General features: G+C 61.1%; 19 protein-coding genes, 4 tRNA genes and 1 pseudogene. 19 read left to right on the top strand and 5 right to left on the bottom strand.

From position 1 onward, the window contains the following. Positions 1-32: 32 nt before the first annotated feature. Complete coding sequence (locus ACNPM8_RS18120; RefSeq protein ID WP_448940389.1) at positions 33-965, bottom strand: 2-hydroxyacid dehydrogenase; 933 nt, start codon at positions 963-965, stop codon at positions 33-35. Positions 966-1,138: 173 nt separating this feature from the next. Here ACNPM8_RS18120 and ACNPM8_RS18115 point away from each other — a divergent pair. Then, a tRNA-Lys gene (locus ACNPM8_RS18115) sits at positions 1,139-1,211 on the top strand. A gap of 49 nt (positions 1,212-1,260) precedes the next feature. Next, positions 1,261-1,333 (top strand) — tRNA-Lys (locus ACNPM8_RS18110). A 356-nt stretch (positions 1,334-1,689) separates the two neighbouring features. Here ACNPM8_RS18110 and ACNPM8_RS18105 read toward each other — a convergent pair. Then, positions 1,690-2,217: a hypothetical protein gene (locus ACNPM8_RS18105; RefSeq protein ID WP_448940388.1), complete on the bottom strand. Its 528-nt coding sequence runs from the start codon at positions 2,215-2,217 to the stop codon at positions 1,690-1,692. Positions 2,218-2,675: 458 nt separating this feature from the next. On the opposite strand from ACNPM8_RS18105, the gene ACNPM8_RS18100 reads away from it, so the two are divergent. From ACNPM8_RS18100 to ACNPM8_RS18085, 4 genes are all read left to right on the top strand, one after another. Beyond that, positions 2,676-2,748: transfer RNA gene (locus ACNPM8_RS18100), tRNA-Lys, on the top strand. Positions 2,749-2,814: 66 nt separating this feature from the next. Continuing rightward, a complete protein-coding gene (bcp, locus tag ACNPM8_RS18095; protein WP_133834698.1) occupies positions 2,815-3,306 on the top strand; it encodes a thioredoxin-dependent thiol peroxidase in 492 nt (163 codons plus the stop codon). 92 nt (positions 3,307-3,398) lie between these two features. After that, positions 3,399-3,483: transfer RNA gene (locus ACNPM8_RS18090), tRNA-Leu, on the top strand. A 117-nt stretch (positions 3,484-3,600) separates the two neighbouring features. Continuing rightward, positions 3,601-4,161: a MarR family winged helix-turn-helix transcriptional regulator gene (locus tag ACNPM8_RS18085; RefSeq protein ID WP_133834697.1), complete on the top strand. Its 561-nt coding sequence runs from the start codon at positions 3,601-3,603 to the stop codon at positions 4,159-4,161. 20 nt (positions 4,162-4,181) lie between these two features. On the opposite strand, the gene ACNPM8_RS18080 is transcribed toward ACNPM8_RS18085, so the two are convergent. Both ACNPM8_RS18080 and ACNPM8_RS18075 read right to left on the bottom strand, forming a co-directional pair. After that, complete coding sequence (locus ACNPM8_RS18080; protein WP_448940387.1) at positions 4,182-5,645, bottom strand: SDR family oxidoreductase; 1,464 nt, start codon at positions 5,643-5,645, stop codon at positions 4,182-4,184. Beyond that, on the bottom strand, positions 5,642-6,472 hold the full coding sequence (locus ACNPM8_RS18075; protein WP_448940386.1) for a tryptophan-rich sensory protein: 831 nt from the start codon (positions 6,470-6,472) through the stop codon (positions 5,642-5,644). The genes ACNPM8_RS18080 and ACNPM8_RS18075 overlap by 4 nt, the downstream gene beginning before the upstream one ends. Positions 6,473-6,586: 114 nt before the next feature. Between ACNPM8_RS18075 and ACNPM8_RS18070 the strand changes: the two genes are divergently transcribed. The 9 genes and pseudogenes from ACNPM8_RS18070 to ACNPM8_RS18030 all read left to right on the top strand — a co-directional run bounded on the left by ACNPM8_RS18070 (position 6,587) and on the right by ACNPM8_RS18030 (position 13,415). Continuing rightward, complete coding sequence (locus ACNPM8_RS18070) at positions 6,587-7,075, top strand: MarR family transcriptional regulator (RefSeq protein ID WP_448940385.1); 489 nt, start codon at positions 6,587-6,589, stop codon at positions 7,073-7,075. Positions 7,076-7,087: 12 nt separating this feature from the next. Further along, positions 7,088-8,191 (top strand): polyprenyl synthetase family protein, encoded by a 1,104-nt coding sequence (locus ACNPM8_RS18065; protein WP_388025760.1) that lies wholly within the window; start codon positions 7,088-7,090, stop codon positions 8,189-8,191. A gap of 5 nt (positions 8,192-8,196) precedes the next feature. Then, positions 8,197-9,141, top strand: coding sequence for a phytoene/squalene synthase family protein (locus tag ACNPM8_RS18060; RefSeq protein ID WP_448940384.1), 945 nt, complete (start codon positions 8,197-8,199; stop codon positions 9,139-9,141). Then, positions 9,090-10,730: pseudogene (gene crtI, locus ACNPM8_RS18055) on the top strand (phytoene desaturase family protein); the annotation flags it as partial. The gene ACNPM8_RS18060 and the pseudogene crtI, both read left to right, overlap by 52 nt. Next, entirely contained in the window at positions 10,727-11,089 is a 363-nt protein-coding gene (locus tag ACNPM8_RS18050; RefSeq protein WP_388025754.1) for a lycopene cyclase domain-containing protein, read from the top strand. The pseudogene crtI and the gene ACNPM8_RS18050, both read left to right, overlap by 4 nt. Positions 11,090-11,117: 28 nt before the next feature. After that, positions 11,118-11,399, top strand: coding sequence for a lycopene cyclase domain-containing protein (locus ACNPM8_RS18045; protein WP_388025751.1), 282 nt, complete (start codon positions 11,118-11,120; stop codon positions 11,397-11,399). Then, positions 11,396-12,259, top strand: a complete 864-nt coding sequence (locus ACNPM8_RS18040) for a prenyltransferase (protein ID WP_448940383.1) — start codon at positions 11,396-11,398, stop codon at positions 12,257-12,259. The genes ACNPM8_RS18045 and ACNPM8_RS18040 overlap by 4 nt, the downstream gene beginning before the upstream one ends. Before the next feature lie 26 nt (positions 12,260-12,285). Further along, positions 12,286-12,810, top strand: a complete 525-nt coding sequence (gene idi, locus ACNPM8_RS18035) for an isopentenyl-diphosphate Delta-isomerase (protein WP_448940382.1) — start codon at positions 12,286-12,288, stop codon at positions 12,808-12,810. 80 nt (positions 12,811-12,890) lie between these two features. Next, positions 12,891-13,415 carry a hypothetical protein gene (locus ACNPM8_RS18030; protein ID WP_448940381.1) on the top strand — a complete coding sequence of 175 codons (525 nt, stop codon included), beginning with the start codon at positions 12,891-12,893 and terminating at the stop codon, positions 13,413-13,415. A gap of 81 nt (positions 13,416-13,496) precedes the next feature. Here the strand turns inward: ACNPM8_RS18030 and ACNPM8_RS18025 are convergent, their stop codons facing one another. Next, positions 13,497-13,958 (bottom strand): hypothetical protein, encoded by a 462-nt coding sequence (locus tag ACNPM8_RS18025; RefSeq protein WP_105658083.1) that lies wholly within the window; start codon positions 13,956-13,958, stop codon positions 13,497-13,499. Between the two features lie 619 nt (positions 13,959-14,577). On the opposite strand from ACNPM8_RS18025, the gene ACNPM8_RS18020 reads away from it, so the two are divergent. The 4 genes from ACNPM8_RS18020 (at position 14,578) to ACNPM8_RS18005 (ending at position 19,676) form a co-directional block, all read left to right on the top strand. Beyond that, entirely contained in the window at positions 14,578-16,461 is a 1,884-nt protein-coding gene (locus ACNPM8_RS18020) for an acetolactate synthase large subunit (RefSeq protein WP_448940380.1), read from the top strand. Between the two features lie 3 nt (positions 16,462-16,464). Next, positions 16,465-16,983 carry an acetolactate synthase small subunit gene (gene ilvN, locus ACNPM8_RS18015; RefSeq protein WP_105658085.1) on the top strand — a complete coding sequence of 173 codons (519 nt, stop codon included), beginning with the start codon at positions 16,465-16,467 and terminating at the stop codon, positions 16,981-16,983. Between the two features lie 122 nt (positions 16,984-17,105). Beyond that, positions 17,106-18,137 (top strand): ketol-acid reductoisomerase, encoded by a 1,032-nt coding sequence (gene ilvC, locus ACNPM8_RS18010; protein WP_013348730.1) that lies wholly within the window; start codon positions 17,106-17,108, stop codon positions 18,135-18,137. A 390-nt stretch (positions 18,138-18,527) separates the two neighbouring features. Next, positions 18,528-19,676 carry a hypothetical protein gene (locus tag ACNPM8_RS18005; protein ID WP_448940379.1) on the top strand — a complete coding sequence of 383 codons (1,149 nt, stop codon included), beginning with the start codon at positions 18,528-18,530 and terminating at the stop codon, positions 19,674-19,676. Positions 19,677-19,750 lie beyond the last annotated feature (74 nt).

Raw genomic sequence — 19,750 nt, 5'->3', positions numbered from 1 at the left:
AACTCCCGGCGCCGTCAACTGTCGCTAAATTGTTAGCTGCGGTGCACGAGGTTCTCGCCGTCGTTGCCCGCGGCCCAGGCCTGCACCTGCTTCTTGAGCAACTTCACCATGCGCGGGAAGAACGCCTTGGTGTTGCCGCCGTTGTGGGGAACAACCAAGGCATTGGGGTGCTGCCACAATGGGTGATCGGCCGGCAGGGGTTCTGGATCGAATACATCCGAGGCCATATTCAAGCGGCCCGAAGCGACTTCTGCCACGATTGCCTCGGTATCTACCACCGGGCCGCGCGCGACGTTGACCACGGTTGCACCGTCGGGAAGCTTAGCCAGCAGATCAGCGTCAACCAGATGATGGGTGGAATCGTTGAGCGGCACGATCAGGATCAGCACTTCGATCTCCGCCGCGCGCGCTGCGAGATCCGAAGTTGCGAAGACCTCGCCATGCTCATCGGTGCGGGCCGTGGAGCCGAAGCGCAGGAGATTGACCTCGAAGGGCTCCAGGCGCTTGCGGATCTCTTCGCCGATGCCGCCCACGCCAACCAATGCCACCGTCCGATCAGCCAAGCCGGGCCACTGCTGGGGATTCCATCGGCCTTGTTGCTGGTCTCGGACCGCGTGCGGGTAGCCGCGCAGGGATGCGATGGCCAGGCCGATGGCCATCTCGGCGGTAGCCGCCGCGTGGACGCCGGCCGCGGTATTGATATTTGCGCGATCGCCAATCAGGTCAACCATTCCGTCGAAGCCGGTGGTCTGGGTCTGGACGATCTTGACGTTCGGTGCCTTGCGGATGTTCTTCAGCGTCTGGGGATTCGACATGTAGGGAAGGATGGCAATGTCGATTTCTTCCAGCGCAGTTCCGGGGGTGCTCTCCAGGTCCCAGAGCACAGCTTTGAGGTTTTCCGGGATCGGACCGACCGCATCAATCAGATCTTGTGTCGGGAATGAAATCGTTCGTTGGGTGCTCATGGAAACACTGTACAAACCCCATCCGCGCTTTGGTAGTAACCCCTAGTCATGTCCTGTAATGAAGGTCACCGCAGAATACTGGCCCCCGAATTTGCGCTGAGGGAAATTGCTGGTAAAGTTTTATCTCGTTGCGAAAGCGCGAAGCCCGAAAAGCTTCTAGAACATCGCAGCGGGCGCCTCTAGCTCAATTGGCAGAGCAAATGACTCTTAATCATTAGGTTCCGGGTTCAAGTCCCGGGGGGCGCACGAACAATTTGTTCGGTTCACCAGACAACTTGTTTGCATAAATAAATACGCGCTTTTAGCTCAATTGGTAGAGCAAATGACTCTTAATCATTAGGTTCCGGGTTCGAGTCCCGGAGGGCGCACAAAACAAAGGTCAGGCTTCGGTCTGGCCTTTTTGTTTGTCCCGGTGGTTCTTCTTCAAGTTCAGGACGGCGCTCGGCAAGGACAAGGAGCCATGGTCTCCAGGCAACTACGGTGTTCGCATCCGAAGCTCGGGCGTTGATCGCACTCTTCAAGATATGAACGTCAAGTGAGTTCAGCACGTCGATAGCGTTCGAGCAGGCTCATCATGATCCCTCGCATGAACACAGCCTCGATAGATGGACTCGACTCATCAGCTGGCTCGATGATTGGCCTAACTTCGAACTCGATAGCCTCAGGGGTCACCCACTAGGGCGAGGGAATCCAGCGTAACCAGAGCTGTTACTGTCTTTTTGACCTAGTCCTGCGAGGTTTTTGCCGCCACGGTTTCGACCACCACATTGTTGTCGGTCTTCACGGTGACGTTTGTGAGTTCAGGGGATTCGTGGCCAACCGTGGTCAAGACCAGATTCGCATAGGCCTCCAGGTCTTCTGAAGACCAGCCATCCTGTACGGTAATCACAAGCTTGCCTTCGGATGGGGAGCTCCAGCGGATCGTGTCACCTTGCGCGCTACCAGGGAAAGCGTCGAAACTATGAGCACCATTTCCATTTAGGTACTGGGTTATTTTTTCATCTGCCCATTCCTGGCTGACTTCGCTCATCGTCTTTGGCGTACTTTGGGCGTTGGCTGTCGACCCTGGGGTAGGGCTCGGCGTGTTCTGCGCCTGAACAATAGGCGTTCCGGCATTTGCTTCAGCAGTAAGCTTCGCGTCGTTCTTCAGCAACGTGGGGCTAGTCGCTGAAACCACGAGTACGGCCACAAGTGCGACAAGTACAACTAGTACAGAAACGTTCCCGAGAATTCGTTTGGCCGAGCGCGACATGAGTCCTCCAAGTGATGGTTGATAAGAGCCTAGCCTCAACTGACGGCTTTATGAACCTAGTAGCTTTCGCCGGCCATGATCACTAGGGCGGGCACTGTTGACAGTCTGCAATCGACTGCATGCTTCGCTGGTGTTTGCCCTTCGATGCCTAGATAGGTTGCCATGCCGTCGCGATAGTAAGTGGACAATCATTCCATTGCTTTCACCACCCGGATGGTGAAAGCCGAACCCATGCCAAGAGTGCCTGCATTTCAGTGCTCAACGACTACTGAAGAACAAGATGTTATGTGTGTTTTAGATTACTTTCAAGCCGGACAATTGGTGATATTATGAAGTTGACTTGGAATTTTATGTTCTCAGGTCGGGTACTGGCCGATTTTTGCTTTTGCATCATTTCTGCCTATGATTGTCTACGTCGCAAAGACGAGTTCTGAAAAAGAACTAGTCAGAGCGAGGAAGCGCTTTTAGCTCAATTGGTAGAGCAAATGACTCTTAATCATTAGGTTCCGGGTTCGAGTCCCGGAGGGCGCACAGTAGATCCGATCTGATTCGTCAGGTCGGATTTTTTGTATACCGCAAAGAAAAGAGGATTAGCTCATGAGTACTTCCGAAAAGACTAACCGTCTGTCCATCGGTGACCAGGCCCCTGATTTCACCTTGCAGGACGCTGCTGGCAAGTCTGTTGCCTTGGCTGATTACCGCGGCAAGAAGACCATCGTGTACTTCTACCCAGCCGCATCCACCCCGGGCTGCACGAAGCAGGCCTGCGATTTCCGCGATTCACTCGAATCCTTGCAGTCCCTGGGTTACGCAGTTCTGGGCATTTCCCCGGACAAGACCGCCAAGCTGGAAAAGTTTGTCGCCAAGGAAGAATTGAACTTCCCGCTGCTCTCCGACGAGGACCACGCGGTAGCTGAAGCCTACGGCGCCTGGGGAGAAAAGAAGAACTACGGCAAGGTCTACGAGGGCCTGATTCGCTCCACTATCGTGCTCGATGAAGAGGGCAAAATCGCGCTGGCGCAGTACAACGTTCGCGCCACCGGCCATGTGGCCAAGCTGCGTCGTGACTTGGGCATTGATCCCAAGTAGACCCCTCCTCTGGCTGATTTCATATCAGGCAGAACTTCCGCTACACTAAATGAGGTCGCCTTCGAGGAAACAGTGTTTCCGGTGTAGCGCTAGCGAGTATGGCGGAATTGGTAGACGCGCTGGATTTAGGTTCCAGTGTCTTCGGACGTGAGAGTTCAAGTCTCTCTACTCGCACCAACTGAACCCTGCGGTCTGATTCCATCGGCCGCAGGGTTTTTGCATGCATCCGCAGCGGTTGACCAAGCGTATGATCCAAATAAGGCAAGCGGCCGCGACCCGAGGAGGAGGGGCACCATGGCAGCCAAGGAACTGCCCACCATGTATGGGCTTTCTGAATCCGATCCTGGCCAGGACCTGATCAAGCGGGCAGGCATCGCCCCAGCCAATCTGGAGCAAATCGACCGCATCATGGCTGAAATGGGCCGGATGCGCCAAATCGAACGCCGCATCATGCGCAGCTCCCAGCAGTTCATGAAGCTGAACGAAACCGACATGCGGGCGATCCGCAAGATGATCTCCGCCAAGCATGCGGGCCAATCCGTCACCCCGGGTGCGCTGAGCCAGTATCTGGGAATTTCCAGCGCATCGGTCACCAAGATGATTGACCGCTTGGAAGCCCACGGCCATGTGCGGCGCACCAGGCATCCAACCGACCGGCGTTCGCAATGCGTCGAGGTCACCGAGGAAACCCACCTGGCAGCACGCGAGCAAGTGGGTCGGCATCATGCCAAGAGATTCGAAGTGGCCAACGCTATGAGCCCCGAGGAGCGGGACGTAGTGATCCGGTTCCTTGCCGGGACCTCCGATGCCTTGGAAAGCAGCCTCGATTCAACGGCTGCCGGCGAAGCTGAGTAGTTCCGGGACGTACTGGATCCTCATCCAGCCGTCTGCTTTTCCGCGGCGCGCACAATGTTCTTGATGGTGGCCGGGAAGATGGCCCCATGGAACGGGTATACCGCCCACCAGTAGCAGCGTCCGGCCAAGCCCCGCGGGAAGAACACCGCTCGCTGGATCAGTTCGCTTCGCCCGTCAGCTCGCTTTTCGATCCGGTAATCCAGCCATGCCTGGCCGGGGGCACGCATCTCCGCGCGCAAGCGCAGCAAGCTGTTTTCCTCCAGGGCTTCCACGCGCCACCAATCCACCACATCTCCCAGTGCCAGCGTGCTGTGCGAGCGTCGTCCGCGCCGCGACCCCACACCGCCTGCCAGCTTGTCCATCAGGCCGCGCAGCTTCCACAGGGCGGGGAAGGCGAAATACGGTGATTCCCCGCCGAGCCGATGCAGCACGCTGAAGAGCTGCGCCTCGGTTGCCGTGGTGCTGATGCGGCGGATATCGGTAAAGGCCTTGCGCCCGGACCACTGCGGATCAGAGGGCAGCGGTTCGGCGGGTGCCGAAATCGGCTGGGCGGTAGCCCAACTGGTTTGCACCGCGTCGGCATCCATCTTCTCCAGTGCCAGCTGCACCGCTCGCGGATAGTCGCACAAGCCCTGGGCCGGCGGGGCAATCAATTTATCGATGTCCCGCGAGCCCATGACGCAATCATGCTGCAGCGACTGCACCAGCGCGGAAGCCAGGGTGTGCGGCAGCGGCGTCACCAGATTCACCCAGTGCGAAGCCAGCCGCGGGGTGAGCAGCGGCAATGGCCAGACTTTCGGCTCGCGCAGGCCGGCCACCTGGGCATAGATCTTCATCAGCTGCGCGTAGCTGTAGGTGCCGGGGCCGCCGATGTCATAGGTTCCCTGCGCGGGCTGCGCCAGCTCGGCGCAGGCGGCCAGATAGTGCAAGGTGTCGCGGATGGCAATGGGCTGGACCTGGTTCAGCACCCAGCGTGGGGCCGGCATCACCGGCAGCACATCGCTCAGGTGCCTGACCATCTCGAAACTGGCCGAGCCGGAGCCGATCACCAGGCCCGCCTGGAGCACCAGGGTGCTGGCGGCCGCTGACAGGATCTGCCCCACGGCCACGCGCGAAGCCAGGTGCTCGCTGAGTTCGCCTGCCGGATGCAATCCGGAAAGGTAGACCAGCTGGCTGACGTCCTGTTCGCGTACGGCCTGCGCCATGACCTGCGCGCACGCTTTTTCCTGGGCCGCGAAATCCCGGGTCCCGGACATCGAATGCACCAGGTAGTAGAGCAGGTCCGCGTCCTTGCAGAGCTTGGCCACGGCGTGCTCATCTTGCAGGTCTCCCTCGATGATCTCGACTTGGCCGCGCCATGGGGTATCGCGCAGGCGCTGCGCATCACGGGTGAAAACCCTGACCTGGTGCCCGTTGCTCAAGAGCAGGGGCACCAGCCGTCCGCCGATATATCCGGTTGCTCCGGTTACTGCTATCAGGCTCATGGAGTTCGAACGCCGCGCTTGCGCCAGGCGATCACCATGGATCCGAGCAGGAGCAGTGCTGCGCAGCCCAGTGCGGCGTACCCGGCCAGTTCAGACTGATTGGTTCCGGACAGCCGGCTCACGCCGATCCAGCCCAGGCCCCAGGCGATGGCCAAGGCGGTGAAGATCCTGCCCGAGTAGGCGGTGGTGCCCAGTCCGATGGCCGCTGCGACCACCAGCAGTGCCACTGCCGCTCCTGGTGCCCAGGAGGCGTCCTGGCCAAAGCCCAGGGAGAGCAGCCATGCGGAGGTGTTGGCGATGCTGGCTACGCAGACCCAGCCCAGGTAGATGCCGAAGGTCAGCCACATGATCCAGTATTCGGTGCGCGAGGCCGGGGTGCCTGCCACCATGATGGTCAGCATCCAGGCCAAGCACGCGACGAGGATGAAGATCACCGCCACGCTGGCGCCCAGCCAGCCCAGCTGGACCACGGTAATCCATGCGGCGTTCAGCAATGCCGAAAGCAGCGCGGGAATCCGCAGCTTGGCGGCCCAGGCCGAGCGGCGTCCGGCCGGAGTGAGCTGGAAAATTCCGTAGACGGCCAGCCCGGCGTAGATCACGCTCCAGATGGAGAAGGCCGGACCCGCGGGGGCCAGCAGCGTCGAGTCAGCGCCCAGATAGCCGCCGACTGCCTGCTGGACCGGAGTTCCGCCCAGGGCCCCGCTTCCGATAAATGAAACGGCAATGGCCAGGACCAGGGCAATCGACGTGAACACCGGCAGTGCCCAGGATGTTGCTGACGCGGGGGCTCGATAGGGAAAATTCGGGGATTCCGTGGAACTGCTCATCGTGTGCTCCTGATGTCGGTTGAAAAATTTACCCGCTTCGAGTCGACAAAACGAGATAGTTAAACCATGATGTATCTAGAAAAGCTAAATATCAACTAGGCGAGAGAAGTTATCATGGATTGTTCACGTCCGCTGATTGCCTCGGAAGTGTTCCGGTTGCTGCTCAAGCTCCAGCGGTCCTATGCACTGAGCGAAGCGCGCCTGCGCCACAGCCTTGACCTGAACGATACAGATTTGCGTGCGGTGAACCTGCTGCGTTCCATGCAAACGCCCAGCTCCGGGGAACTGGGCCGCGAACTGGGAGTGTCATCGGCAGGAATCACCTCGGTGCTGGACCGGCTCGAAGCCCGCGGGATGGTTGAAAGAAGGCACCATGCCGCGGATCGGCGGCGCACCCTGGTGGCCCCGGGGAGCAATTTCCCGGTATCCACCGGGCCAGGGCAGGTGCTGCTGCGCAAGCTGCACACGTTCTACGCGCAGCTGGACGAACCGTCCCGCAGGAATCTGGGCGCGCTGCTCGAAGATGCCCGGCGAGAGCTGGAGACGCGGGACACCGTGACCAGCGAAGAGAACCAAGCAAACCCCACCACATCCTTTCAGTAGGGAACCATGAGAATGCACACCACCACACACCAGGCCCCGCCGGCCGCAGCGGCTGGCGCGCCCGCCTCAGGCGGGCTCATCGATGCACCCACCCGGCGCGCCATCAGCGATCGGCTGGAATTGCTGGCCACGCAGGCCCAGCGCCGCAGCGCCGCCTACTCCGCGCAGACTGCGCTGCTCTGGTCCCGGATCTCCGAACGGCTGGCTACCGGCAAGCTGATGCGCCCGGGGCTGGTGATGCTCGGCTACCGGGCCTTCGGCGGCCGCAATGAGGCCCGCGCCATCGACCTGGGCTGCGCCTTCGAGCTGCTGCACGCCGCCTTGCTGATCCACGACGACGTGGTGGACCGCGACTTCGTGCGCCGCGGGGAAAAGACCATCTCGGCGCTCTACCGCGACCACGCCATCGCCAGCGGCCGGAACCGGGCCGATGCCGAGCATGCGGGCAATTCCGTGGGCATCATCGCCGGGGACCTGCTGATCAGCGAAGCGATCAAGCTCGCGGCCAGGGCCGCGGCCGGAAGCGACAGCGAAGCCGGGGTCCAGCAGGCCTTCTTCCAAGCCATCGAGCAGGCAGGGGCCGGAGAGCTCGAGGACCTGCTCTACTCGCTGGGCCCGGCTCCAGCCACCACCAGCCAGGTGCTGCGCATGGAGCAGATGAAAACCGCGGCCTACTCCTTCCAGCTGCCGCTGCAGGCAGGGGCGCTGCTGGCCGGGGCGCACCCCGGCCAGGCCGAAGCCATCGGCGCGGTGGGCTGCCAGCTCGGGGTGGCCTACCAGATCATCGATGATGTGCTGGGCACCTTCGGGGACCCGGCACGCACCGGCAAGCCGGTGGAATCGGACTTGCGAGAATTCAAGAGCACCATCTTGCTGGCCCTGGCCAGCGAGCAACCCGAATTCGCCAAGCTGCTGGGCGGATTCCGCGAAGGAACAGTGGATGCCGGCCGGATCCGCCAGGAACTGGCCGCGCAGGGGGCCGAGCGCTTCGCCCGGCAGCTGGCTGAGCAACTATGCTCGCGGGCCACCGGCTCCGCGGCCTTCCTGGACCTGCCCGAAGAAGCCCGGACGCTGCTGCGCGAATGCACCAGCCTGATCCTGGATCGAAGCAGCTGAACGCCATGAAACCCGACAATTCCCCTCACAGCACCGCAGGCACCGCCGCCTTGGAGCACTATTCGCGCACCGCCCAGCGCAGCGCCAGGGTGGTGCTGGGCGAATACTCCACCTCGTTCTCGCTGGCCTGCAGGCTGCTGGATGCCGCCAGTGCCAGGCATATCGCCAATATCTATGCGCTGGTGCGCCTGGCCGATGAAATCGTGGACGGGGTGGCCTGCCAGGCCGGCCTGGACAACCAGGCCATCGCCGCGTGCCTGGACGAGCTGGAAGCAGAAACCCTGCGCGCCATGGAACGCGGGTACAGCACCAACATGGTGGTCCACGCTTTCACCATTTCCGCCCGGGCCACCGGCATCCACGCCGAGCTCACCGCCCCGTTCTTCGCCTCCATGCGCGCGGACCTGGGCACCGGGCAGCATGATGCGCGCAGCTTGCAGGACTACATCTACGGCTCGGCCGAAGTCATCGGGCTGATGTGCCTGCAGGTCTTCCAGGCGATGCCCGCCGCGCCGCAATTGACGCCTCCCGAGGCGCAGCGCGCCAAGCACGCCGCCCGCAGCCTGGGCGCGGCCTTCCAGAAGGTCAACTTCCTGCGCGACCTGGCGGAAGACAGCGAAGATTTGGGACGCAGCTACTTTCCCGGCCTGGACCCGGCAGGATTCGATGAGCCAAGCAAGGCGAAGCTGGTTGCGCAGATCGAGCAGGACCTGGCCCAGGCCCGTGCCGGCCTGCCCTACCTGGCCCCGTCCGCTGCCCGAGCGGTGCGCCTGGCCCATGACCTGTTCCGCGAACTGAACTCCCAGCTGGACAAGGCCCCGGCCTCCCAGCTGCTGCGCACCCGCATCTCGGTCTCCGCCCCGCGCAAGGCGCTGATCGCCGCCCGCGTGCTGCTGGGCACCCGGGGCACCACCGGCCGCAAGCCAAGAATGGAAGTAGCAAGCAGATGAACCACGCACAAATAGAAGTCGTAGTCATCGGGGGCGGATTCTCCGGCCTGGCCAGCGCCGGGTTGCTCGCCGCCCGAGGCTGCAAGGTCACCTTGATCGAGCAGCAGCCGCACCCAGGCGGTCGCTCCGGACGCCTGGAGCGCGACGGGTTCCGTTTCGACACCGGCCCCTCCTGGTACCTGATGCCCGAGGTCTTCGAGCACTGGTTCAAGCTCATGGGCACCAGCGCCAGCGAACAGCTGGAATTGCGCGAACTGGCCACCGGCTACCGCACCTTCTTCCAGAACCGCGAAGAACCGGTGGATGTCGGAACCGGCGCCGCGGCCAGCGGACTCTTCGAAGCCCTGGAACCGGGCAGCGGCCCAGCCTTGGAGCGGTACCTGCGCACCGCGAAGGAGGGCTATGAATTGGCCTTGGAGCATTTCCTCTATGACGATTTCAGCTCGCTCACCTCCCTGCTGCACCCAAGGATCCTGCGCCGGACCCCGCAACTGGCCCAGCTGCTGGCCTCCAGCTTGGAAAGCCATGTGGCCCGGCGCTTTTCCAGCAACGAGATCCGCCAGCTGCTCGGATACCCGGCGGTGTTCCTGGGCTCCAGCCCGAGCCGCACCCCTGCGCTCTACCAGCTGATGAGCCACCTGGACCTCACCGACGGGGTGAAATACCCGATGGGAGGCTTCGCTGCGGTGGCCGACGCCATGGCCGAACTGGCCCGGAAACACGGCGCGGCCATCCATCTCTCAGCGACCGCAACGGCCATTGAAGCCAGCGCAGGGAAAAATCCCCGGGTCAGCGCGGTGCGCTGGATCGACGCGCACGGCAGGCAGCAGCGCACCCCGGCGACCCAGGTGGTCGCAGCCGCCGATGTGCGCCACCTGGAAGGCCATTTGCTGCCCGAAGAGCTGCAGACCCATACCGCCAAGAGCTTCCAGCGCAAGGACCCCGGCCCCAGCGCGGTGCTGCTCTGCCTGGGCATCAGCGGCAAGCTGCCGCAGCTGGAGCACCACAACTTGCTGTTCACCACCGACTGGAAAGAGAATTTCTCGCGGATTCGCCAAGGGCGGATGCTGGAGGCGGAAACCAGCATCTATGTCTGCAAGCCCAGTGCCACCGACCCCTCGGTGGCCCCGGAGGGCTGCGAGAACCTGTTCATCCTGGTTCCAGCTCCGGCCATGCCCGAATGGGGGATTGGCGCAGCCGATGGGGCAGGAGATGCCGCGGTGGAAGCGGTGGCCGACGCGGCCATCGACCAGCTGGCCGCATGGGCTGGCATCAAGGATCTTCGCGAGCGGATCGTGGTGCGCCAGAGCATCGGCCCGGGGGACTTCGTCCAGCAGTACGGCGCCTTCAAAGGCGGCGCGCTGGGCCTGGCACATACCCTGGGGCAAAGCGCCATGCTGCGTCCGGGCAACCGCAGCGCCAAGGTGGGCGGGCTGCACTATGCCGGCAGCACCGTGCGCCCTGGAATCGGCGTGCCGATGTGCCTGATCAGCGGGGAACTGGCTGCCAAAGCGGTGCTCGGGATCAAGGCCGCGGGGCCCATGGGCGAAAACTTCGCGGCCACGGTGCGGCAGGAGGCCGGAGCATGATCTACCTGGGCATCTTGCTGGCACTGCTGGCCTGCATGGGGCTGCTGGACGCGAAGGGAAAGCTCTTCATCTTCCGCCACCCGGTGCGCGGGATCCTGGCCCTGGGGCTGGGCACCGGATTCTTCGTGCTCTGGGATGTGCTGGCCATCAGGCAGGGCATCTTCCTGCATAAGGAATCGGAGCTCATGACCGGAATCATGGTGGGCGAGCAGTTCCCCTTGGAAGAAGTCTTCTTCCTGGTCTTCTTGTGCTATTGCGCCATGATTGCCTTCACCGGGCTGCCGGTGCTGGCCGGCATGCTGCGCAACCGGAACCGCAAAGCATCCAAGCGCACGTTGGGGGAGAACGATGTTCCTTGAATTGAGTCTCTGCTTCCTACTTGCGGCCATGGCCGTCTTTGCCGCCGGGCTGGCCGCCAGCAAGCAGCGCCTGCGCTCGGTGGCCAAGCCGCTGGGCGCCGCCATGGCCCTGATGCTCGTGCTCACCGCGATCTTCGACAACCTGATGATCTACGCCGGGTTGTTTGGCTACGGCAGCGGGACGCTGTCCGGGCTGCATCTGGGCCTGGCCCCGATTGAAGACTTCTTCTACGCCGCCTGCGCGGTCTTCCTGCTCCCCGGGCTGTGGTGGCTGCTCGGTGGCCGCAGCCACAGAAAGGACGCTTCATGATCCGCGGAATCGTATTGAGCTCACGCCCCATCTCCTGGGTGAATACCGCCTACCCGTTTGCCGCCGCCTATCTGCTGGCCGGCGGCGGGATCGATTGGCGCTTGGTCCTGGGCACGGTGTTCTTCCTCTTCCCCTACAACCTGCTGATGTACGGCGTGAACGATGTCTTCGACTACGAGTCGGACCTGCGCAATCCGCGCAAGGGAGGAATCGAGGGGGCGCTGCTGTCCAGGCAGAGCCATAAGGCGCTGCTCGTCGCCTGCGTCCTGTGCGCCGCGCCGTTCCTCGCGGTGCTCGTGGCGGCCGGGGATGGCGCAGCCAACCTCGTTCTGGCCGTGTCCATCCTTGCGGTGCTGGCCTACTCCGCACCGCGGCTGCGTTTCAAGGAAAGGCCCGGGCTGGACTCGCTGACCAGCGCGGTGCACTTCGTCTCTCCGGCGGTCTACGGGTGGGTGCTGGCTGGCGCCAGCGTGCAGGCCGAGCAGTGGCTGGTCTTCGGCGCGTTCCTGCTCTGGGGGATGGCCAGCCATGCCCTGGGCGCAATCCAGGATATTGTTCCCGATCGCCAAGGCGGGCTCTCCTCGATCGCCACCGCCTTGTCGGCCCGCACGACCATCTACCTGGTCTTGGCCGCCTACCTGCTGGCCGGAGTGCTCGTGGCGGTGGGCCTGTCGGGCCTTGGCCGCTGGGCGGCGGTGCTGGCCCTGGCCTATGTGCTCAACGTCCTACCCCATCTTGGAATCAGCGATGCAAGCTCGGGTACGGTTAATCGAGGATGGAAGAGATTCTTGTGGATCAACTACCTGTGCGGTTTCCTGCTGACCATGCTCCTGATCTTTTCGGCACTTTTCACCTACTAGACCCGGATGGGGATTCAAGGATTTCAATGGACGTCATTTTGCTTTCGGATCAAGGCCAGCCTATTGGCACGCGCCCGAAAGAATTGGTTCACACCACGGATACCGTGCTGCACCAGGCATTCTCCTGCCACGTGCAGAATCAAGCCGGCCAGGTGCTGGTGACGCGTCGTGCCCTGTCCAAGGTGACCTGGCCAGGGGTCTGGACGAACTCCTTCTGCGGGCATCCCCAGCCCGGCGAGAGCTTCGAAGAAGCCATTACGCGCCACGCGGCCCATGAGCTCGGCTTCAAGGTCAGCCGCATCGAATCGGCGCTGCCGGACTTCCGCTATCGCGCCGTGGATGCCTCGGGCATTGTGGAAAACGAAATCTGCCCGGTCTTCACCGCGATAATCGACAGCGAGATCTCTGCGAACCCGGACGAAGTCATGGACTACTGCTGGGTGGATCCGGCACAACTCGGTGAAGCCCTGCGCGCCACCCCGTGGGCGTTCAGCCCGTGGCTGGTGATGCAGGCTGCAGGGATGTCCCTGTACCAAGCCGAGCAAGGCTGATTCCGGGCCCGCCGCCGGCGTGGAATCCGTGCTGGGTGATTCCTGTGGAATTGTCCGGGGCATTGGCTATGCTCAATTGCATGGTGCTTCAAGTAATTTCTTCCGGTATCCAGCGGCGCTGCGTGGCCATCGATGCGTTACGCAGGGCCAGTGTGGTCGCCGGTGGCCTGGTGCTGGCTTCGTTCCTGGCCAGCTGTGCCCCGCTCCAGTTCGAAGCATCCGCGCAAACTCCTAGCGTGAGCCAGCAGATCGCGGCCTTGCCGAAGTATGCCGACAACCTCCAGGAAGTCGAAGGGCGCCAGGAATGGGCGGATCAGAAGATCTTCCAGTACCTCAATGGCCAGGGCGCCGCAGGCTTCCATTCATTCGCCCAGGATTCCATCCAGTACGCCACCGTGGGGTGGCTCTCTCCGGTCCAGGGCGTGCTCGCCATTGTGGTGGAGGGCAGTGATTGGATCGCGGAGGGCAGTGCTGCCGGCTATGCCGAGCGGGTCATGACCTCCGTCGGCTACGAATCAATCGAGTTGGACCGGGTTGAGATCCTCACCGTCGAAGGGCAGCTGCTCGCCTCCGACTACCGCGGGAATCATCCCGGGGCTTTGTAAGCGAAAAGGCCATCTCGCCGCGTAGCTCGTAATGGAGCTAGCTGGCGGGATGGCCTTTGCTATGGCGAATTCTCTTGCTGGTTATACGAAGTTCTCGGTGCCTTCGATGGTGTTCATGAAGTGGTCCATGAAATCAGCGAAGTCCTCTGCATCTGATTTCTGGTCAATGGTGGCACCAATGCTGATGGCATCATCGACATGCAAGTCGATGCTCGGCGCTTCGGGAATGCTGAAGCGGAACACCCGGCCCGAAGAGATCGCGATTTCGTAGCCGCCATCGCTGAGCTCGGCGAGCTGGTTCACATTCGTATTGTTGATGTTGATCGCATCCTCGGATGCTTCCAAGCTGCTGGCATTCACTGGCGCAATAATCAGTTCCGCTGGTTGGCGCCGATATCCAATGACCTTGAGTCCTCCGGAGCCGGCGATGCCGGTGCCCGCCACGAGATTGTAGCTGGCGAAGTTGGGGATCTGCGAGTCGAAGGCCTCATGGAGGCGGGCCTTTACCTGCTGGGTTGGATTTTCGTCTGGGCGCTTGTCCATAACCAATACTCTACCGATAACTTTGGACAATTTGACCAGTCGCAACATTTATCGAAATATGTCATCGGCACGTCATGGGTTATCTGATTGGTCATATTGACTTCTAGAATGGGATTAATGAGCCAGGATGCTGATTGAGTCGCCAAGCCATGCGCCCGTGTGGCCATCGACGGAACTCATGCCTTTCCCGGCTCAACGCTGCAAGCGAAACCAACTGCATGGCAGGTGGCTTCCTTGGAGCAAGGGGTGCGCAGCGCGAGCGATGCGCATTCCCGGCAGCTGGTGCTTGTCTCCAGCTAATCCCGTTTCGACAGGCGCTGTTGGTGCCTGGGAAGCGAAATAGCCAAGTCTTGTTCGCGGTGTCGCGTCCAAGGTTTGGACATCCGTCTCATATAATGAGATAAACAGGGTGTCTAGTTGCTCTTTGCCGTGAGGTGGAGAAAACTAGAAGCATGCAAACAAACACCGATGTACTACTAGTTATCAGGCGCGGAGCCTGAGACACTGTCCAACACCACGGACAGTACGTCGGTGACGCGCAAGCCCCCTTTCGTCAGTAGTGACGGCCGCGGGGCGTTTTTTATGCGCAAACGAAGAGATAGATATGGAAAGGATCCCGATGAGCAACTCAACACCCGCCAATCCGGCGTCGGTTGCGAAGTCAATCAATCGAACCAAGGATGCCGCCGCCGCTGTCTCTTCCGTCGTGGAGGCTTCGAACCCGGTACAGGGTCCGAATAATATCGTTGCTCCCACACAGATGACGGGCTCACAAGCCATCGTCCGCTCGCTGGAAGAACTGGGCGTCAAAGACGTCTTCGGATTACCAGGTGGGGCCATCCTTCCCACCTATGATCCACTGATGGATTCGACCAAGATTAACCACATCTTGGTCCGCCACGAACAGGGTGCCGGCCATGCCGCACAGGGTTACGCCATGGTAAGCGGGGAAGTGGGCGTATGCATCGCTACTTCCGGACCAGGCGCAACCAACCTCGTCACCGCACTGGCCGATGCCAATATGGATTCGGTACCAATGGTGGCAATCACCGGTCAGGTCAATAGCGCTTTCATTGGCTCTGACGCATTCCAGGAAGCAGACATTGTCGGCATCACGATGCCGATTACCAAGCACGCATTCCTGGTCACCAACGCGGAAGACATTCCGCGCACGCTGGCCAGCGCTTTCTACCTGGCGCAGACCGGCCGTCCCGGTCCGGTGCTGGTGGATATCACCAAGGACGCCCAGCAGAGCGACATGACCTTCTCATGGCCGCCAAAGGTCGACCTGCCTGGCTACCGCGTGGTCACCCGCGGACACAACAAGCAGCTGCGCGAAGCCGCCAAGCTCATCGCTTCGGCAACCCGCCCGGTGCTGTACGTCGGCGGTGGCGTGATCAAGGCCAACGCCCATGAGCAGCTCAAGGAATTCGCGGAATTCATCAACGCGCCGGTGGTCACCACGCTGACCGCACGCGGTGCCTTCCCGGACTCGCATGAACAGCACGTGGGCATGCCCGGCATGCACGGTGCCGTCTCTGCGGTCACCGCACTGCAGCAGTCGGATTTGCTCATTACCCTCGGGGCCCGCTTCGATGACCGCGTCACCGGCGTGCTCTCCACCTTCGCGCCGCACGCGAAGGTGATCCACGCCGATATCGATCCTGCGGAAATCTCCAAGAACCGCGTGGCCGATGTGCCGATCGTCGGCTCGCTGGATGAAATCATCCCGCAGCTGCACGAGGCCTGCGCCTCGCGCTTCGAGAACGAAGCCCAGCAGGATCTGGCCGGCTGGTGGGGACTGCTCAACCGCCTGCGCGAAACCTACCCGATCGGCTACACCGAAACCCACGATGGCCTCTCGGCTCCGCAGAACGTCATTGGGCGCATCGGCGAGCTGACCGGTCCGGAAGGCGTCTACGTGGCAGGCGTGGGCCAGCACCAGATGTGGGCAGCGCAGTTCGTCAAGTACGAGCGCCCGCGCTCGTGGCTGAACTCCGCCGGCCTGGGCACCATGGGCTACTCGGTTCCTGCCGCCATGGGCGCCAAGGTGGCGCAGCCGGACCGCGTGGTCTGGGCCATTGACGGAGACGGCTGCTTCCAGATGACCAACCAGGAACTGGCTACCTGCGTGATCAACCGGATCCCCATCAAGGTTGCCATCATCAACAACTCTTCGCTGGGCATGGTCCGCCAGTGGCAGACGCTGTTCTACGATGGCCGCTACTCCAACACCGATTTGAACACCGGCCATGGAACCGCCCGGATTCCGGACTTTGTGAAGCTGGCCGACGCCTACGGCTGCGTGGGCCTGCGCTGCGAACGCGACGAGGATATCGACGCGACCATCCAGAAGGCATTGGAAATCAATGACCGTCCGGTAGTCATCGACTTCGTGGTCTCGGCCGACTCCATGGTGTGGCCAATGGTCCCATCGGGAGTCAGCAACGACCAGATCCAGATTGCCCGCGGCATGACCCCTGAATGGGAAGAGGAGGACTAGGACATGGCAAAGCATACGCTTTCGGTACTGGTTGAAGACGTTCCCGGCGTGCTCACCCGCGTCGCCAGCCTCTTCGCCCGCCGTGCCTTCAACATTCACTCGCTGGCCGTAGGCCCCACGGAAATTGCCGGCATCAGCCGCATGACCGTGGTGGTGGACGCCGAAGGGGATTCCCTGGAGCAGGTCACCAAGCAGCTGAACAAGCTGGTCAACGTCATCAAGATCGTGGAACTGCTGCCGGAAACCTCGGTGCAGCGCGACCACATCATGATCAAGGTGCGCGCCGATGCGGCGACGCGACTGCAGGTCACACAGGCCGCGGAGCTGTTCCGCGCATCGGTGATCGACGTATCCACGGACTCGCTGGTCGTTGAGGCCACCGGCAATGCGGCGAAGATCGAAGCACTGCTGGCAGTACTTGAGCCATTCGGCATCCGCGAGATCGTCCAGGCCGGAACGCTGGCCGTGGGACGCGGAACAAAGTCGATGAGCGACCGTGCCCTGAAGACGCTGTCCGCCTAAGCGCACAACGACTTCAAGAGACACGAACTACAAATTTAGGTATTTGGCACCTAGCTTAGAAGAAAGCAACAGTGCCTAAGCACAAGACTTCTTTACCAGAAGCACAAATAAGGAGAATTACAGTGGCTGATCTGTACTACGAAGACGACGCAGACCTCTCGATCATCCAGGGCAAGAAGGTAGCTGTCATTGGCTACGGTTCACAGGGCCACGCCCACGCATTGAGCCTGCGCGACTCGGGCGTCGAGGTTATCGTCGGCCTGGCTGAGGGCTCCAAGTCCCGTGCCAAGGCCGAGGCCGAAGGCCTTAAGGTAGCTACCGTTGCCGAAGCAGCGGCTTGGGCAGATGTCATCATGATCCTGACCCCGGACCAGGTCCAGGCCCAGGTCTACACCGAGTCGATCGCCGAGCACCTCGAAGAGGGCAACGCGCTGTTCTTCGGCCACGGCTTCAACATCCGCTTCGGCTTCATCCAGCCACCAGCCAACGTCGACGTTGCACTGGTTGCTCCCAAGGCACCAGGGCACACCGTGCGCCGCGAATTCGAAGCCGGCCGTGGCATCCCTGACCTGATCGCCGTGGAGCAGAACTTCACCGGCGGCGCCAAGGAACTGGCACTGTCCTACGCTGCAGGCATCGGCGGCACCCGTGCCGGCGTTATCGAGACCACCTTCACCGAAGAGACCGAAACCGACCTGTTCGGCGAGCAGGCTGTGCTGTGCGGTGGCACCTCCCAGCTGGTCCAGTACGGCTTCGAGGTCCTGACCGAAGCTGGCTACAAGCCGGAAATCGCCTACTTCGAGGTGCTGCACGAGCTGAAGCTGATCGTCGACCTGATGTGGGAAGGCGGCATCGCCAAGCAGCGCTGGTCGATCTCCGACACCGCTGAGTACGGCGACTACGTCTCCGGCCCACGCGTGATCACCCCAGAGGTGAAGGAAAACATGAAGGCTGTGCTGGCTGATATCCAGTCCGGTGCTTTCGCCAACCGCTTCATGGAAGACCAGAAGGCTGGCGCTCCGGAGTTCAAGGAGCTGCGTGCCAAGGGCGAAGCGCACCCAATCGAGACCACCGGTCGCGAACTGCGCTCGCTGTTCTCCTGGATCTCGGATGCATCCTCGGATGACTACGTAGATGGTTCGGTAGCCCGCTAATTGCGAGGTGACAACTAGCTTCATAAGCTGAAAACCGCTGGCTCTGAACGATAGGAATATCGTTTAGAGCCAGCGGTTTTCGTTTAAATGCATGTTGCGTCGATTCTGCGATGAGCGCATCGAAAAGGGAGCTGCACTCCTGCTGTGTGCTGAAGTGCCGCGGCCTGAAGGAACTTTAGTATTCAATCTTTTAGTGTAAGAATTGTTCCGGGCGAGAGCAGAACGAACAATGCCGCCGCCGCTGTTCAATAGCTGATAGTTCAAGGAGCAAAAGTGGCTAGCGAAGATATTGAGATCGTTTCTGATGGAAATGGCGTGGCAGTCCTTGGCGAACGCAGCGCCGTTGACAAATTCGTGGAATCCGTCGGCTTGATTTCCAAGGAACTGCCCTTGGAACGCGTAAGCAAAGCAGCTGGCCTCAGTGCAACCGCGATGCAAGCCGGTAGCGGGATTGCGCAGACGTCCGGACGCTGGATCAAGCTCTCGGAAGACTCAGCACGGATCTTCAATGCCAAGAACCTGATGGCTGGATCGGAGAACGGCCTGGCGCGTGCAGTCGTCATGAAAGATGGCAAGATCAGCAATTTGCTTGAAATCGTCACCAGCCCAACGGCGATGCTTTCAAACCCGGCTGTTCTGGCAGGCGTGGGTGGGATTATAGCCCAATACGCGATGCAGCAGAGCATGGATGAGATCACCGATTACTTGAAGGTGATCGACGAGAAAATTGACGATATCCTCCGTGCGCAGAATGACGCGGTCCTAGCGGATCTTGATGGTGTTGGAATGCTCATCGATGATGCCATGGTCGTGCGCGACCAAGTGGGGCATATCGGCGAGACGACATGGTCAAAGGTTAATTCGAATGCCAAGACCATCGCAACGACCCAGTCCTATGCGCTGCGGGCCTTGGCAGGATTAGCTGAAAAGCTGGAAAACAAAACGAAGATGGGTGAACTGGCCAAGATCACCCGCGAGATCGAATCAAAGGCCACCCAGTGGTTGGCAGTACTGGCACGTTGCTTCCAACTCGAAGACGGCATGTCTGTTCTGGAACTGGACCGTGTGCTCAACGGGTCTCCTGACGAACTGGAGAATCATCGAATCGCGCTGCAGATCGCGCGCGAACGCAGAATCGCACACATTACGAAGGTGACCGAGCAGCTTCTTGAGCGAATCGCTGTCGTCGCCGGACTGGCGAATTCAAAGGTGCTGCTGCATCCGAAGTCATCGAGCGAAGTCGTGAAGGCGACGAATGCCGTCTCGAATGATCTAGTGGAATTCCAAAGCCGATTGGGAATCGAGAGCGCCTACGGGGCACTGGAGTCAAAGAAGTGGCTCAAGGCGGTCTCCGAGGTTCGGGACAAGGTGACTGATGCAGGCGCTGATGGCTTGAGCGCAATCAAGCAGTTTGGGGACGAGACGAAGAACCGTGCCTTGGACAAAGCCGAGGACGTAGCAACTTCATTTGCCGAGAATATCAAGAAAAGCCGCAGTGGGGAGTCCGCGAAGGATTCTCCAGAAGCCATTGAGAAGTAGGAGCTGGCGGAACTAGATTCTTCCCTCGCACTTGGCTCCATTGCATTTCAAATAAATCGACCTCGGTTTCTTCC

This window comes from Glutamicibacter sp. AGC46 (assembly GCF_053543715.1).
The sequence above is the reverse complement of the archived record's forward strand: the minus strand, read 5'-3'. Positions and strand labels throughout refer to the sequence as shown.

Bases quoted from the DNA above. Each gene is read 5' to 3' on its own strand.
- idi (WP_448940382.1), top strand. From the start codon at position 12,286: ATGGACGTCATTTTGCTTTCGGATCAAGGCCAGCCTATTGGCACGCGC.
- ilvN (WP_105658085.1), top strand. From the start codon at position 16,465: ATGGCAAAGCATACGCTTTCGGTACTGGTTGAAGACGTTCCCGGCGTG.
- ACNPM8_RS18050 (WP_388025754.1), top strand. From the start codon at position 10,727: ATGATCTACCTGGGCATCTTGCTGGCACTGCTGGCCTGCATGGGGCTG.
- ACNPM8_RS18075 (WP_448940386.1), bottom strand. From the start codon at position 6,472: ATGAGCAGTTCCACGGAATCCCCGAATTTTCCCTATCGAGCCCCCGCG.
- ACNPM8_RS18085 (WP_133834697.1), top strand. From the start codon at position 3,601: ATGGCAGCCAAGGAACTGCCCACCATGTATGGGCTTTCTGAATCCGAT.
- ACNPM8_RS18045 (WP_388025751.1), top strand. From the start codon at position 11,118: ATGGCCGTCTTTGCCGCCGGGCTGGCCGCCAGCAAGCAGCGCCTGCGC.
- ACNPM8_RS18060 (WP_448940384.1), top strand. From the start codon at position 8,197: ATGAAACCCGACAATTCCCCTCACAGCACCGCAGGCACCGCCGCCTTG.
- ACNPM8_RS18020 (WP_448940380.1), top strand. From the start codon at position 14,578: ATGAGCAACTCAACACCCGCCAATCCGGCGTCGGTTGCGAAGTCAATC.
- ACNPM8_RS18030 (WP_448940381.1), top strand. From the start codon at position 12,891: ATGGTGCTTCAAGTAATTTCTTCCGGTATCCAGCGGCGCTGCGTGGCC.
- ACNPM8_RS18080 (WP_448940387.1), bottom strand. From the start codon at position 5,645: ATGAGCCTGATAGCAGTAACCGGAGCAACCGGATATATCGGCGGACGG.
- ACNPM8_RS18025 (WP_105658083.1), bottom strand. From the start codon at position 13,958: ATGGACAAGCGCCCAGACGAAAATCCAACCCAGCAGGTAAAGGCCCGC.
- ACNPM8_RS18105 (WP_448940388.1), bottom strand. From the start codon at position 2,217: ATGTCGCGCTCGGCCAAACGAATTCTCGGGAACGTTTCTGTACTAGTT.
- ACNPM8_RS18070 (WP_448940385.1), top strand. From the start codon at position 6,587: ATGGATTGTTCACGTCCGCTGATTGCCTCGGAAGTGTTCCGGTTGCTG.
- ACNPM8_RS18065 (WP_388025760.1), top strand. From the start codon at position 7,088: ATGCACACCACCACACACCAGGCCCCGCCGGCCGCAGCGGCTGGCGCG.
- bcp (WP_133834698.1), top strand. From the start codon at position 2,815: ATGAGTACTTCCGAAAAGACTAACCGTCTGTCCATCGGTGACCAGGCC.
- ACNPM8_RS18040 (WP_448940383.1), top strand. From the start codon at position 11,396: ATGATCCGCGGAATCGTATTGAGCTCACGCCCCATCTCCTGGGTGAAT.
- ACNPM8_RS18120 (WP_448940389.1), bottom strand. From the start codon at position 965: ATGAGCACCCAACGAACGATTTCATTCCCGACACAAGATCTGATTGAT.